Origin of the sequence: Nocardia sp. NPDC004654 (genome assembly GCF_040609595.1) — a bacterium.
GTDB lineage: Bacteria > Actinomycetota > Actinomycetes > Mycobacteriales > Mycobacteriaceae > Nocardia.
This window is the reverse complement of the sequence record NZ_JBEXKI010000004.1, coordinates 279,680-293,335: the sequence shown is the minus strand read 5'-3', so window position 1 is coordinate 293,335 and position 13,656 is coordinate 279,680. Positions and strand designations below refer to the sequence as shown.

Here is a 13,656-nt window from a genome sequence, read left to right as displayed (position 1 = left end):
GCGCCGGGTGCTCGAGCAGGTGGAAAGCGCCGCCGACCCGGTGCGTAGGCTGTACCCATGACGGTAGGAACGACGACCGAGCTGGATGTCCGCGAGGCGGTACACGACGCCGCGCGAAAGGCCCGCGTCGCGTCCAGGGCGCTGGCCCAGCTGACCACCGCGCAGAAGAACGAGGCGCTGCACGCCGCCGCCGACGCGCTGCTCGCGGCGGCCGAGGAGGTGCTCGCGGCCAACGACAAGGACATCGCGACCGCCGAGGCCGCGGGCACCGAAGCCTCGCTGCTGGACCGGCTGCGGCTGACCAAGGCGCGCATCGACGGCATCGCCTCCGGATTGCGTCAGGTGGCCGGTCTGCCGGACCCGGTCGGCGGCGTGGTGCGCGGCTCGACGCTGCCCAACGGCCTCGAGGTCCGTCAGGTGCGGGTGCCGCTCGGTGTGGTCGGCATGGTGTACGAGGCACGGCCGAACGTCACCGTCGACGCCTTCGGTCTCGCGCTGAAATCCGGCAACGCCGCGCTGCTTCGCGGTTCCTCCTCGGCCGCCGAGTCCAATGCGGCGCTGGTCGAGGTGCTGCGGAAAGCGCTGGCGGCCCAGGGCATTCCGGCCGACGCCGTGCAGCTGCTGCCCAGCCACGACCGTTCCAGCGTGACCCACCTCATCCAGGCGCGCGGCTTGGTCGACGTGGTGATCCCGCGCGGCGGCGCCGGGCTGATCAACGCGGTGGTGCGCGACGCGACCGTGCCGACCATCGAGACCGGCACCGGCAACTGCCACGTCTACGTGCACGCGGCCGCCGACCTGGAGATGGCCGAGCGGATCCTGATCAACGCCAAGACCCGCCGCCCCAGCGTCTGCAACGCGGCCGAGACGGTGCTGATCGACAAGGCCATCGCCGACACCGCGCTGCCCAAGCTCACCGCGGCGCTCGAGCGGCACGGCGTGACCATCCACGGCGACCTGCCCGGTCAGGTGCCCGCGACCGACGCCGACTGGGGCGAGGAGTACCTCACCCTGGACATCGCGCTCAAGATCGTCGACGACCTGGACGCCGCCGTCGAGCACATCAACACCTGGGGCACCGGCCACACCGAGGCCATCGTCACCGCCGAACTGGCGGCGGCGCGGGAGTTCACCAGCCGGGTCGACGCCGCGGCGGTGATGGTCAACGCGTCCACCGCGTTCACCGACGGCGAGCAGTTCGGCTTCGGCGCCGAGATCGGCATCTCGACCCAGAAGCTGCACGCGCGTGGCCCGATGGCGCTGCCGGAGCTCACCTCCACCAAGTGGATCGTCTGGGGCGACGGGCAGACCCGGCCGGTGTAGTCCGCTGCGCGCGGGCTTTTCGGAGGCGACCGCCTCCTGCTTTTCGAAGGAAGGAATGACCAGTGGCCGATGCACCGCAAGAGCCGATCTTCACCTCGGTCGACGATGTGATCGAGCGGCTCGCCACCACCGGCTATCTGGCCGACAAGGCCACCGCCACCTCGGTGTTCCTCGCCGACCGGCTGGGCAAGCCGCTGCTGATCGAGGGCCCGGCCGGTGTCGGCAAGACCGAGCTGGCCCGCGCCGTCGCGCAGACCGCTGGCGCGGAACTGGTGCGGTTGCAGTGCTACGAAGGTGTCGACGAGGCCCGCGCGCTGTACGAGTGGAACCACGCCAAGCAGATCCTGCGCATCCAGGCCTCCAGCGAAAACGATTGGCAGGAGACGAAAGCCGACGTCTTCACCGAGGAGTTCCTGCTCTCCCGGCCGCTGCTGACCGCCATCCGCCGCGCCGACCCCACGGTGCTGCTGATCGACGAGACCGACAAGGCCGACGTCGAGATCGAGGGCCTGCTGCTCGAGGTGCTCAGCGATTTCGCCGTCACAGTCCCGGAATTGGGCACCATCACCGCCAGCCGTAAGCCGTTCGTGGTGCTGACCTCCAACGCCACGAGGGAGCTGTCCGAGGCGCTCAAGCGACGCTGCCTGTACCTGCACCTGGACTTCCCGGACGAGGAACTCGAGCGCCGCATCCTGGCCAGCCGGGTGCCGGAGCTGTCCGCCGCGGTGTCGGCCCAGCTGGTGCGCATCGTGCACGTGCTGCGCGGGATGCAGTTGAAGAAGCTGCCCTCGGTCGCCGAATCCATCGACTGGGGCCGCACCCTGCTGGCGCTCGGCCTGAAGGATCTGGACGACTCCACCGTGCGCGCCACCCTCGGCGTCGTGCTGAAGCACCAGAGCGATCACCAGCGCGCGCTGGCCGAGCTGAAGCTGGCCTGAGCCGTGGTCGCGGGATCGGGCCCGGCGGATTCGGTGTCGTTGGACGCCCCGCACGGGCTGCCGGGCCATCTCGTCGGTTTCGTCGAGGCGCTGCGGGCGCGCGGTATCCCGGTCGGACCGTCGGAGACGGTTGACGCGGGCCGGGTGATGACGGTGCTGGATCTGCTGGATCGGGAGGTGCTGCGCGAGGGCCTGGCCTGCGCGCTGCTGCGTCGCACCACCCACCGGGCGACCTTCGACGGGCTGTTCGACCTGTGGTTCCCGGTCGCGGTGGGTCAGCGCGGCGTGGCCGCCGACGAGGTGGCGATCCCGCGTACGCCCGCCGGTGAGGTAAACATTCCCGCGCTGCGGGAAATGCTCGCCGAACTGCTCGCGCTCGACGATCCCGGCCAACAGTTGGAGCAGTTGGCGGGGCAGCTGGTCGAACAACTCGGCCAGTACCAGTCCGCGCGTGGCCCCTCCTTCTCGGCCTACCAGGCGCTCAAGGAGGTTCAGCCGCAGACGCTGCTGGCCAAGATACTGGCCGGGCTCGCCATCGGACCGGACACCAGCGAGTTCGACACCGAGATCGCCCGGCGCGCGGCCCGTCAGCGCATCGATGGCTTCCGCGCCGCCGTCGAGGCCGAGACGCGCAGGCGAGTGGCCGAACGCATCGGCCGCGAGCGGGTCGCCAGCTACGGTGTCGCGCGGCAGGCCGAGGACGTGGACTTCCTGCGCGCCTCCGACCGCGAGCTCGCCGAATTGCGGCGCAGCAGCCAGCGGCTGGCCCGCATCCTGGCCTCGCGACTCGCGGTGCGGCGCAAGCACGCTCGCCGCGGCGAGATCGACCTGCGGCGCACCCTGCGCAAGTCCATGTCGACCGGTGGCGTGCCGATCGATCTGGTGAACCGCAAGCCGCATCCGGGGCGGCCGGAATTGGTCCTGCTGTGCGACGTCTCCGGTTCCGTTGCCGGTTTCAGCAACTTCACCCTGCTGCTGGTGAGCGCGCTGCGCGAACAGTTCTCGCGGGTACGGATTTTCGCGTTCGTCGACAATACCGACGAGGTGACCCGGTTCTTCGACCCGAGCACGCAGCTCGACGAGGCGATGGCCAAGATCTTCACCGAGTCCGACGTCGTCGGCTTCGACGGGCATTCCGACTACGGCGGCGCGCTGACCGCGTTCGCCAGGGAGTTCCCCGACGCCGTCACCAGCCGCAGCTCGTTGCTCATCCTGGGCGATGCCCGCACGAACTACCGTGACCCGCAACTGGATACGCTGCGCGCACTCGTCGGGGTCGCCAAGCACGCGCACTGGCTCAATCCGGAACCGCGAACCCAATGGGGCTCCGGTGATTCCGCCGCCGACCGCTATCGCGAGGTGATCGACATGTACGAATGCCGTTCGGCCAGACAGCTGACCGACGTCGTCTCCCGACTCCTGCCGGTTTGAGATGGACGACGCACAGCTGCTGGCCTACTGCCTCGCCAAGCCGGGGGCATGGCAGGACGAACCGTGGGAGGGCGACGTCGTCGCGAAGGTCGGCGACAAGATCTTCGCGTTCCTCGGCGGCGGCGACTCGGTCGGCCTCAAATGCGGTCGAAACCGCGAGGAGGCCGACGAACTCGTGCGCATCTACCCGGACGACGTCACCGCCTCGGCGTACATCGGCCGCTACGGATGGAACAGCATCCGCGTCGGCGGCGCCGTCCCGGCCGACGAACTGCGCGAACTCGTCGACCAGTCCTACGACGCGATCGTGAGCAAGCTGCCGAAATCCAAGCGCCCGAAGCTATGACCGAGCCCATCAGGATTCGTTAAGCGTTTCTTTGGCGGTCCCGCGAACGATGCCCCGCATGGGGAACGAAGCGCCGGAAGGCGTCGGGTCGGGGTGTGCCGAGCAGAGTGGCGACGGGGAAGGGGACGAACGGGGCGAGGAAGCCGAGCGCCTGGCCGAACTGGCCGCGGCCCGGCTGCTCGACGCGCCCGCGGAGGCGGAGGAGTACTTGCGTAAGGCGCTGGCGCTCGGCGCGGGCGCGCTACCCGCCGAGACGCTCGCGCGGTGGCATTCGCAACTGGTCATGGTGCTTTCGGGCAGGGCGGGGCGGGAGCTGGAGCTGGCGGAGACGGCCCTGCACGCCGCCGCGCGCTGGGGCGGTGTGTCCGACGCGGACGCGGTGCATCTGACCTTGGTCGCGGCGCGCGCGCTGCACCGGGCGGGACGGCATGCCGAGGCCGTCGAACTCTTCGAGCCGCCGCTCACGGTGGGAGCCGCGCCCTACCCGGCCGCCGAAATGGCGGTGCTGCGTGGGCAATTCGGCAAATCGCTGCGAGTCGTCGGCAGGTATCGCGAAGCGGGCGAGCAGTTTCTCGAAGGCGCGCGGCTGGTCCGCGCCGATCACGCGCGCGTCGAACTCCAAGCCGAGCTGGTCTGGTCGGCCGCCTCCGCGTTGGACGCGGGCGGCGCGGAGGACCAGGCCCGGCTCGCGTACCTGCGGGCCGCCCAGCTCTGGGGCGAGCTCGACCGGATCGGTCCCCGCGCGCGCTGCCTGCGTTCGGCGGCCTGGCTGCGGTATTGGTCCGCCGATTCGGAGACCGAGCGGGAGGACGGGATCGCCGCGCTCGGCGAGGTGCTCGCCGAACTCGAGGCGCTGGCCGAACGCGAACCCTCGGCCCAGGTGAGCCTCGAACTCGAATACACGCGCAACCAGCTCGCGGACATGCGCGAGCGCTGACGGCGTTCTTCAGCGGATGCTCAGCCGTTCTTTGGCGGCGTGCCGGACCGTAACCGAAGACACCGAGATCGCCTCGGTGCGTCGCGAATTCGGAGACCGGGATGAGGATCTACGCCACCGCCGCTGCCATCGTCGCGGTGCTGGCCGGGCTGCTGACCACCTGCGCGGCGGGCATCGAGCCGGACGCCGTCGCGGCGCCGCCGAGCGTCCCGGTGCGCGTCGCGACTTCGGAACTCGTGACGGGGCCGGGATACGTCCTCGACGTCCCGCGGGTCGCGGGTGACGATCCCGCCGCGGCGGCGTTCAACGCCGGTATGCGTGCGGCGGCGCGATTCTGGATCGATCAGGTGGATTCGCGGACCACGCTCGCGCCAGGTCCGGGACAGGTCACCTACGTCGGGACGCGGGTGCTGAGCGGGCTGCTGTCCGTCTCGGTGCACACCAGCGATACGCAGGTCGTCCTGCGCACGAGTCGCGTGACCGACGCGCGCACCGGTCGTACGATCACCCTCGCCGACCTGTTCACCGATCTCGACCGTGGCCTCGACACGCTCGCCACCCGGGCCGCGGCCCTTCTGCCGCAGAACGCCGAGCTACCCGCCAGCGCGCTCGAGCCCGCCGAATACAACTACCGCGTCTGGCTGGCTACCCCCGCCGGAATGGAAATACATTTCGGCGCGCCCGCCGAGCGGATTTCCGGCGACGTCGTCGTCACGGTGCCCTGGTACCAGCTGGAAACCGTTCTCACGCCGGGCATTCGGGATATCGTCGGCAGCTGAGCAACGCCGTGGTCGTCCAGTCGCAAGGTATGCGGCGAAATTACTGATTGCCCGAACGAAAGATATCGGCATTCGGCTCGCGTAAATCACTGAGCCGGAAAGTAATCCATCGATTACTCTTTGCGCTACGACCGAGGTCGCGGGGGAGATTCGTATGGATGGGGAATACGGCGGGAGCCACCGCGTCACCGTCGGCGGCAGTGTCGCGGGGCAGGTTGTGGTCGGCGAGCACAACGTCGTGATCAACGCGCACGGATCACAGGTCTTCGTGCGCGAGGGCCCGCCGCCCACGGTGCGGCGGCGCAGCAGGCCGGTCGGGATGCCGATCCCGCGGGCGCGCGGCGACATGATCGGGCGGCTGCGTGAATTGCACAGCGTGGCCACGTCACTGGATCGGTCTGTGCCGGTGGAGATCTCGGGACCACCTGGGGTCGGCAAGACGACGCTGCTTCGCCGTTTCGCGGCCGACCGTGCGCGGGGCGGTCATCCCGTCGTGTATCTGTCGGCTGCTGGTCTCGCCGTCGAGGATCTGCTCCACTCCTTGTTTCAGGCCTGCTACGACGCGGTCGACTACCGGCCGGATCCCACCGCGCTGCGCAGGCTGATGGGATCGATCCGCGCGCTGATCGTCATCGATGACTTCGAGGGTTCCGCCGCCGACCTGGAAAGCTTGCTCGACACGGTGCCCTCCGGTGATCTGATCGTCGCGACGACGACGAGAATGCTGTGGGGCCACGGATATTCGCTGGAAGTACAGGGTCTGCCCGAGCCGCAAGCCATGGCGCTGATCGCCCGCACGCTCGGTCGCGGTCTCGGCCCCCACACGGACGCGGCGAGGCGGTTGTGCCGGGCGGCGCGCGGGCATCCGCTCGCCCTGGTGCGCGCCGCCGCGTGGGTCGGGATGTCGGGTTCCGACGAGCTTTTCGCCGATCCCGGCGTGCTCCAGCGGGCGATGGTCGCCGGTTTGGCCGGTCACGTGCGCGATGCCCTCCGGGCCCTGTGCGCACTGGCGGGCGCCACGGTGACGCCCGCCGCGCTCGGCGTGCTGATCCGCAGGCCGGACGCGTCGGCGGCGCTGACCGCGCTCGAGCGCATCCACCTCGCCGAACGGTTCGCGTCGGGTTACCGGCTGACCGGCAGTCCGGCCGCGCTCACCGCCGAGTGGCAGGGGCCCCCGCCCGACCCGTCCGATTACCTTGTCCCGCTGCGTGATTGGGTGGTCGGGTCGGCGACGCCCGCCGAGATACTCGAGGTCGACATCGTCGTCGTGCGGGTGCTGCGGGCCGGAATGGTCCGCGGACGGCACGATCCGGTGCGCGAGCTGGCCAGGGCCGTCTCGCCGGTGCTCGGCCGGTCCCTGCGGTGGGGATGCTGGAAAGAGGTGCTCGCGCTCGGCTCGCAGGCGGCGACCCACGTGGGTCATGCCGCCGATCTCGCGTACTTCACCAGGGAGACGCACGTGCGCGAGCAGGCGCTCGGCATGGCGGTCGGGGCGACCGTCGGCGCCGGGGCGAGCGCGACGGTCGTCACGGCGAAGCAGGTGGGGTCGCACACGGTGCGGGAGGCGCTGCGTTCGACCGCACTGGGTCATCCGGTCGCGACGGGCGCCGTGGTCGCGACGCTCGCGGTCGCCGCGACGGTCACCGGAGTCCGCCTCACCTCTGGCGACGCCCCGCCCGCGGTCGGGCAAGCACCGATCACGACGGTCCTGGCCACTGCGACGACCGGTCCGCTCCCGGTCACCTCGACCCCGGAACAAACCAGCGGCCCGGCCCAGGCTCCGCCGCGGACACCCCCACCGCCGCGGGCAGACCCCGGGCCGGGGGCCACCGACTGCGCTCCTCAGACCTATCTGGTCACCTTCGAGGCGATCGTGGGCGGGGAACCCGTGACCCGTTCGGCGGGATTTCCTTGGTTGACCTGCGACAACGAGGCGGCCGCCGCTCTCTCCGGCGATCCGGTCTTTCGGGCGACGCCCAACCCCTGCCCGCCCGTCGGAGCGGGCGGATGCGTCTACGACTTCACCTTCAGCCCCATTGAGCCCGGTGACTACGCCGCGAAGCTGGTCATCCCGTCCGACTCGGGTGGTTCGGCCATCACCTTCGAACTGCGCGGTGTCGCGGTGCTGGAACCGTCGGAGACCACCTCGCCGAGCGACACCAGCACGCCGTCCACCCCGCCTTCGACAACCACGATCCCGCCGACCACGACCACGCCGACGGTGAGCGTGCCGTCACCGTCCACCGCCCCCACTTCCGATCTGCCCTTCCCCACCAACTGAGAGGACACCACCGTGACCGAGGCATCAGGAGCCAACTACCACCTGAACGTCGGCGGCGACGTGCCGGGGCAGATCGCCGTCGGGCACCACAACACCGTCAGCCGGGTGGAGGCAGGCGGGGACTCGACCCAGAACGTCGGCGTCGACCTCGCCGGTCTGCGCGCCGAGTTCGAGCGGTTGCGCGCCCAGCTGCCCACCGACGGCCCGCTGCGGGACCAAGCCGCCGAGCGGGTGGACGAGCTGGAAGAGGCGGTCACCGCGTCCGAGCCGGACCTGTCGACCATGGAGTACGTCCGCAACTGGTTCGCCCGGCGGCTGCCCGAGCTCGCGGGCGCGGTGACGGGGCTGATCGTCCATCCCGCCGTCGGGGCGCTGGTCGCCGCGGCGGGCACGGGGCTGGCGGGCGAGTTCGTGCGCCGCTTCGGTTCGACTGACGGGGCGTGAGCTGCGCCGCGCCGGGGTCGTGATCCAGTCGGCCGGGTGCAGCCGCCGTTCGCGCCCGGCGCCGATGAACCGGACGCTTGCCCAGCAGCCGGGCGTCCGGACGGTGGCCGACGGCTGAGCATTAAGCTCGGCACTCATGCAAGAGACAGGCCGGACCGGACGCAAGCTGGGGGTGATGGGCGGCACCTTCGACCCGATCCACCACGGGCACCTGGTCGCCGCCAGCGAAGTCGCCAACCGGTTCGACCTCGACGAAGTGATCTTCGTCCCCACCGGACAGCCGTGGCAGAAAGCACACAAAAAGGTCAGTCCGGCCGAGGACAGGTACCTGATGACCGTCATCGCGACGGCCTCCAACCCGCGGTTCTCGGTGAGCAGGGCCGACATCGACCGGGGCAAGGTCACCTACACCGTCGACACCCTGCGCGAGATGCGCGCGCAGTATCCGGACGCCGAGCTGTACTTCATCACGGGAGCGGACGCACTGGCCAACATCCTCTCGTGGCAGGATTGGGCGGAACTGTTCGAACTGGCGAAGTTCGTCGGGGTGAGCCGTCCGGGCTACGAGCTGAACGCCGATCATCTCCAGGAACATCTGCGTGATCTTCCGGCCGATGCGGTGACGATGATCGAGGTCCCGGCCCTGGCCATCTCGTCGAGTGAGTGCAGGCGACGCGCCGCCGAGAATCGGCCGGTGTGGTACCTCGTCCCCGACGGCGTGGTCCAGTACATATCGAAGCGGCACCTCTACGTGCCCGGAGCAGCGGAAGGTAGCTAAAAGGCATGAGCGCATCTGTCGAGGCGGTCGAGATGGCGCAGGTCGCCGCGCGGGCGGCGGACGAGAAGCTGGCTGCCGACGTGGTCGTGCTCGACGTCTCCGAGCAGCTGGTGATCACCGACTGCTTCGTGATCGCCTCCGCGCCGAACGAACGCCAGGTCAACGCGATCGTCGACAATGTGGAGGAGCGGCTGCGGCAGGCCGGTCACAAGCCTGTCCGCCGGGAGGGCACCCGCGAGGGCCGCTGGGCCCTGCTGGACTACGTCGACGTCGTCGTGCACATCCAGCACAACGACGAGCGCAATTTCTATGCGCTGGAACGGCTGTGGAAGGACTGCCCGGTGGTTCCGGTGTCAGGTGTCGGTGATCCGCGCGCCGTCGAGGGTGACGAGGGGAACGGCGCCGAGTGAGCAAGTATGCCGGTGTGCGCACCCTGATCCTGTTGCGGCACGGGCAGACCGAATGGAATGCCTCGGATCGGATGCAGGGGCAGATCGACACCGATCTCACCGAGCTCGGTCGCAGACAAGCCAAAGAGGCGGCGCGCGAGCTCGTCTCGCGCAATGCCATCGCGATCGTCTCCTCCGACCTCAAGCGCGCCTACGACACCGCGCTCGCCCTCGCGGAGCACACCGCGGTGCCCGTCGTGCGGGACCCGCGCCTGCGGGAAACCCACCTCGGTGACTGGGAAGGGCTCACTCACCTCGAGGTCGACGCCGATTATCCTGGCGCGCGGGTCGCTTGGCGGCTCGACGCCACCTATCGGCCGCCCAACGGCGAGAGCAAACTCGAGGTGGGCGCGCGCTCGCTTCCCGTCGTGCGGGAACTGTTCAGCGAGCGACAGGATTGGCCGGGCCGGACTATCATCCTGGTGGCGCACGGCGGGCTGATCGCCGCCCTGACGGCCGCGCTGCTCGACCTGCCGCCGCAGAACTGGCCGATCCTCGGAGGACTGGCCAATACCAGCTGGGTGCAACTGAGCAGCCACGGTCCAGGCATCGAACAGCCCGGGTGGCGCCTCGATGTGTGGAACGCAGCGGCAAAGGTAGCTCCCGATGTCCTCTGAAGAGCCGATCAGGTCGGTGCCGGACGAACTGTTCCAGCAGGTGACCGCCAAGCCGGAACGCCGGCTTCCGGACGCGCTGTTCGGCGGTCCCGCCGACAAGCCCGCGCGGTCCGCGAAGAGCACCGCGAAGGGTGAGGAACCCCTTCGCACGGTGCCGGACGAGTTGTTCAAGCAGGTGACAGCCAAGCCGGAACGGCAGCTGCCGGACGCGTTGTTCGGTGGACCGCCGAATCGGGATGTCGAGCCTGCGTCGGGCGCGGTCGACGGTCCGTTGGGCGGAGATGCCGCGGACGCGGAGGCCGAGGACGACGTCGAATCGGGGCAGGAAACCGGTGCCGTCGAAAACGGCGCCTCGGGAACCGAAGTCGCCGATGGTGATTCGGGTGCCGCAGTGGTGTCCTATGTCGCGGTGGGTGCGGTGGGCAGCGAGGTTGTGGCGGATTCCGGAGAGCCGGGTCCGAGCGGGTCGTCGGAGACCATCGATGGCCCGCTGGGTAGCGAGCGTTCGGACGAAGTGTGGCGTGCCGTCGAGGACGATTCGGCGACGCACGGCTCTGTCGACCCCGAGACGGAAGTAGCTGCGGGCGAGAGCGTTCCGCGCGTCGCGGAGGCCGATAGCGCGACCTCGGCCCTTGGACCGGCATCGGTCTCGGCCGACGCGCAGGAGCATGCCGGCGCGCCTGCGAATTCCGCGCTGACCACTGAATCGGCGCCGGTGGATCCTGCGAAGTCCGATGGCGCAGCAACGGTCGAGGTGTCAGCGCCGCAAACTCTGGCGGCACCGGCTGCGATGTCTGCTCCCGCTGCGGCATCGGAGTCGACTCCTTCTGCGGCGTCGGCGGCGTCCGTCTCGGCGCTGATCCCGTCCGCGGCAGCAGTTTCGGGCGCGTCCGAGCTTGCCGCCGAGCGGGTGAACGCAGACGCCAGTGTGGCGACGGCCGGTGAAGTCGTTCCCGCGGCCGAGGAGGTTCCGGCCAAGCGCCCGGTGCTCTTGGTCATCGCCGACTCGCTGTCCTACTTCGGTCCGAAGGGCGGCCTGCCCGCCGACGATCCGCGAATCTGGCCGAATCTCGTCGGCGCCGAACTGGATTGGGACGTGGAGCTGGTCGGCCGGATCGGCTGGACCTGCCGCGATGCCTACTGGGCGCTGATCGGCGACCCGCGGGTATGGGCGGCCGTGCCGAACGCGGGCGCGGTGGTCTTCGCCGTCGGCGGCATGGACACCCTGCCGTCGCCGCTGCCGACCGCGCTCCGCGAGCTGATCCGCTATGTGCGTCCGCCGGGTCTGCGCAGGCGCGTCCGTTCCCTGTACAACTGGCTGCAACCGAAGCTGTCGAAGCTGGGTCGCCCGGTCGCGCTGCCGCCGAAGGTGAGCGTCGATTACTTGGAGCAGTCCCGCGAGGCGCTCGCGCAGTTGCGTCCGGATCTGCCGTTCGTCGCGGTGCTGCCCTCGGTGCACAACTGCGAGGCTTATGGGCGGGTGCATTCCGGCAGGCCACGCGCGGTGAAGGCGCTGCAGGCGTGGTCGGCGCGGAGTTCGGTGCCGCTGGTGGATCTCGGTGAAGCGGTGCGGGAGAACATCTTCTCCGGCGACGCCAATCCGGATGGGATCCACTGGGGTTGGGCCGGGCACACCGCCGTCGCCAACGCGATGGTCAAGACCTTGCAGGAGGTTCGGTAGTCCGTGGCCGTCGTGGTCGTCACCGATTCCTCCGCGAGCCTCCCTGCCGAACTCGTCGACGAGCTGGATATCGCCGTCGTTCCGCTGCACGTCCTGGTCGGTGACCGCGCCATTCGCGAGGGCGTGGAACCGATCGACATCGACTACGCCGCCGATACCGTGACCACGTCGGCGGCCTCGCCCGGCGAGTTGCGTGAGGTCTACGAGCGGGCGTTGGCGCGCAGCGGCGGCGATGGGGTTGTCGCCGTGCACCTTTCGCGTCAGCTGTCCGGAACCTGGGAGGCGGGCAGGCAGGCCGTGCGCGACATGGACGCCGCCGACCGCGTTCGTCTCGTCGATTCCCTCGGCGCGGGCCTCGCCACCGGACTTCCCACCCTCGCGGCGGCACGTAGGGCGCGGGCCGGTGCGCCGCTGGACATCGTCTACGACACCGCCGTCGCCACCGCCAGCCGGGCGCGCACCTTCTTTCTGGTCAACCGCACCGAGCAGCTACGCCGCGGCGGGCGGCTGAGCAGCGCGGCGGCGTTCTTCGGCAGCGAGTTGGTCACCAAACCGCTGTTGCAGATCGTCGAGGGTCGGCTCGAGCTGCGTGAGAAAGCGCGGACGCGTTCCAAGGCGTACGCGAAACTCCTCGCCGCGGCGGTGGACGCGGCCGGGGAAGACGGCGCCGCGGTGGCCGTGCAGCACTTGGAGGCGGCCGAGGCCGCGGAGACCCTGGCCGGGCAACTGCGCGAACTGATTCCGGGGATCCGCGAACTGATCGTCGCGGAGTTCGGTCCGGTGCTCGGCGTGCACCTGGGTCTCGGCGCGGTCGGTGTGCTCGTGGTGCCCGGCGGGTGCGCGTGAATGCCGATCACGGTGATCGCAACCGGTTCGCCGAGCCGCCGCGCCGGATAACGTCGCGACGGTGACGAGTTCGACACTGACCGTGGCGACGGTCGACTGGGCGCATCCCGACGCGGTCACCCTGCGCGAGGAGATGGCCGCCGAGGTCGGACCGCGCTACGCCGATCTCGCCCGCTCGGTGCGCGGCAATCCGAACGCGGTCGACGAGGCCACCGTGCATCGCACGTTCGTCGCCTATTCGGACGGGGCGGCCGGTCACGCGGCGCTGCGCTGGAACGCGGGCGAACTCGAGCTGAAACGAATGTTCGTTCGCCCCGCCCACCGCGGCTCGGGCGTCGCCGCCGCGCTCCTCACCGCGGCCGAGGACGCCACCCGCGCCGCCGGTCTGCCCCGGCTGATCCTGCAGACCGGACATCTTCAGCCGGAGGCCGTGCGGTTCTATACCCGCAGCGGGTACCACCGAATTCCGATCTTCGCGCCGTACGAGGTGCTGCCTCTGTCGAATTGCTTTGCCAAGCGGTTGAACTGAGCGTCAGGCCCGCGGAACCGCCTTCGCACGGGAGTTGGCGGTCCGGACTGGCACGTGCGGGTCCGGGGCTTTGGCGGGTGGGTTGTCCCCAGGGGCGGGGTTATCAACAGGGCTGACGAAATGCCTGGTCGCAGCGGGCTGTTCGGTCTGGCGGCTGCGTACGGTCGCGGGCATGGGACGACACGACGAACGCGAGCGGATACGACGGCAGCTCGGGGCGCTGACCGTCCGGGTAGGGGCGAGTCGAGGGGTTGGGTTCGGATCGGATGCCTCCGCG

General features: G+C 70.0%; 14 protein-coding genes. All 14 read left to right on the top strand.

The genetic code is table 11. From position 1 onward, the window contains the following. Positions 1-57: 57 nt before the first annotated feature. The 14 genes from ABZV58_RS15635 to ABZV58_RS15570 all read left to right on the top strand — a co-directional run bounded on the left by ABZV58_RS15635 (position 58) and on the right by ABZV58_RS15570 (position 13,379). Positions 58-1,323 carry a glutamate-5-semialdehyde dehydrogenase gene (locus tag ABZV58_RS15635; RefSeq protein ID WP_355000809.1) on the top strand — a complete coding sequence of 422 codons (1,266 nt, stop codon included), beginning with the start codon at positions 58-60 and terminating at the stop codon, positions 1,321-1,323. Between the two features lie 62 nt (positions 1,324-1,385). Next, entirely contained in the window at positions 1,386-2,261 is an 876-nt protein-coding gene (locus tag ABZV58_RS15630; protein ID WP_355000808.1) for a MoxR family ATPase, read from the top strand. A 3-nt stretch (positions 2,262-2,264) separates the two neighbouring features. Next, on the top strand, positions 2,265-3,692 hold the full coding sequence (locus ABZV58_RS15625; protein WP_355000807.1) for a VWA domain-containing protein: 1,428 nt from the start codon (positions 2,265-2,267) through the stop codon (positions 3,690-3,692). A 1-nt stretch (position 3,693) separates the two neighbouring features. Next, entirely contained in the window at positions 3,694-4,038 is a 345-nt protein-coding gene (locus ABZV58_RS15620) for an MmcQ/YjbR family DNA-binding protein (protein WP_355000806.1), read from the top strand. Positions 4,039-4,096: 58 nt separating this feature from the next. Next, the gene (locus ABZV58_RS15615; RefSeq protein WP_355000805.1) at positions 4,097-4,975 is read left to right on the top strand and encodes a hypothetical protein; all 879 of its coding nucleotides are present in this window, start codon (positions 4,097-4,099) and stop codon (positions 4,973-4,975) included. Between the two features lie 101 nt (positions 4,976-5,076). Further along, positions 5,077-5,754, top strand: coding sequence for a hypothetical protein (locus ABZV58_RS15610; protein ID WP_355000804.1), 678 nt, complete (start codon positions 5,077-5,079; stop codon positions 5,752-5,754). A gap of 154 nt (positions 5,755-5,908) precedes the next feature. Continuing rightward, a complete protein-coding gene (locus ABZV58_RS15605; protein ID WP_355000803.1) occupies positions 5,909-8,035 on the top strand; it encodes an ATP-binding protein in 2,127 nt (708 codons plus the stop codon). 12 nt (positions 8,036-8,047) lie between these two features. After that, positions 8,048-8,479 (top strand): hypothetical protein, encoded by a 432-nt coding sequence (locus ABZV58_RS15600; protein ID WP_355000802.1) that lies wholly within the window; start codon positions 8,048-8,050, stop codon positions 8,477-8,479. A gap of 136 nt (positions 8,480-8,615) precedes the next feature. Further along, positions 8,616-9,257 (top strand): nicotinate-nucleotide adenylyltransferase, encoded by a 642-nt coding sequence (gene nadD, locus ABZV58_RS15595; protein WP_084483097.1) that lies wholly within the window; start codon positions 8,616-8,618, stop codon positions 9,255-9,257. A gap of 5 nt (positions 9,258-9,262) precedes the next feature. Further along, positions 9,263-9,667 carry a ribosome silencing factor gene (gene rsfS / locus ABZV58_RS15590; RefSeq protein ID WP_355000801.1) on the top strand — a complete coding sequence of 135 codons (405 nt, stop codon included), beginning with the start codon at positions 9,263-9,265 and terminating at the stop codon, positions 9,665-9,667. After that, on the top strand, positions 9,664-10,323 hold the full coding sequence (locus ABZV58_RS15585; RefSeq protein WP_355000800.1) for a histidine phosphatase family protein: 660 nt from the start codon (positions 9,664-9,666) through the stop codon (positions 10,321-10,323). Before rsfS ends, ABZV58_RS15585 begins: the two co-directional genes overlap by 4 nt. A gap of 928 nt (positions 10,324-11,251) precedes the next feature. After that, the gene (gene octT / locus ABZV58_RS15580; RefSeq protein ID WP_355001151.1) at positions 11,252-12,004 is read left to right on the top strand and encodes a diglucosylglycerate octanoyltransferase; all 753 of its coding nucleotides are present in this window, start codon (positions 11,252-11,254) and stop codon (positions 12,002-12,004) included. Between the two features lie 3 nt (positions 12,005-12,007). Continuing rightward, on the top strand, positions 12,008-12,850 hold the full coding sequence (locus ABZV58_RS15575) for a DegV family protein (RefSeq protein ID WP_355000799.1): 843 nt from the start codon (positions 12,008-12,010) through the stop codon (positions 12,848-12,850). A gap of 61 nt (positions 12,851-12,911) precedes the next feature. Continuing rightward, positions 12,912-13,379 (top strand): GNAT family N-acetyltransferase, encoded by a 468-nt coding sequence (locus tag ABZV58_RS15570; protein WP_355000798.1) that lies wholly within the window; start codon positions 12,912-12,914, stop codon positions 13,377-13,379. Positions 13,380-13,656 lie beyond the last annotated feature (277 nt).

Excerpts from the sequence above, each read along its gene's own strand:
- rsfS (WP_355000801.1), top strand. The coding sequence starts at position 9,263 with ATGAGCGCATCTGTCGAGGCGGTCGAGATGGCGCAGGTCGCCGCGCGG.
- ABZV58_RS15615 (WP_355000805.1), top strand. The coding sequence starts at position 4,097 with ATGGGGAACGAAGCGCCGGAAGGCGTCGGGTCGGGGTGTGCCGAGCAG.
- ABZV58_RS15635 (WP_355000809.1), top strand. The coding sequence starts at position 58 with ATGACGGTAGGAACGACGACCGAGCTGGATGTCCGCGAGGCGGTACAC.
- nadD (WP_084483097.1), top strand. The coding sequence starts at position 8,616 with ATGCAAGAGACAGGCCGGACCGGACGCAAGCTGGGGGTGATGGGCGGC.
- ABZV58_RS15620 (WP_355000806.1), top strand. The coding sequence starts at position 3,694 with ATGGACGACGCACAGCTGCTGGCCTACTGCCTCGCCAAGCCGGGGGCA.
- ABZV58_RS15610 (WP_355000804.1), top strand. The coding sequence starts at position 5,077 with ATGAGGATCTACGCCACCGCCGCTGCCATCGTCGCGGTGCTGGCCGGG.
- ABZV58_RS15605 (WP_355000803.1), top strand. The coding sequence starts at position 5,909 with ATGGATGGGGAATACGGCGGGAGCCACCGCGTCACCGTCGGCGGCAGT.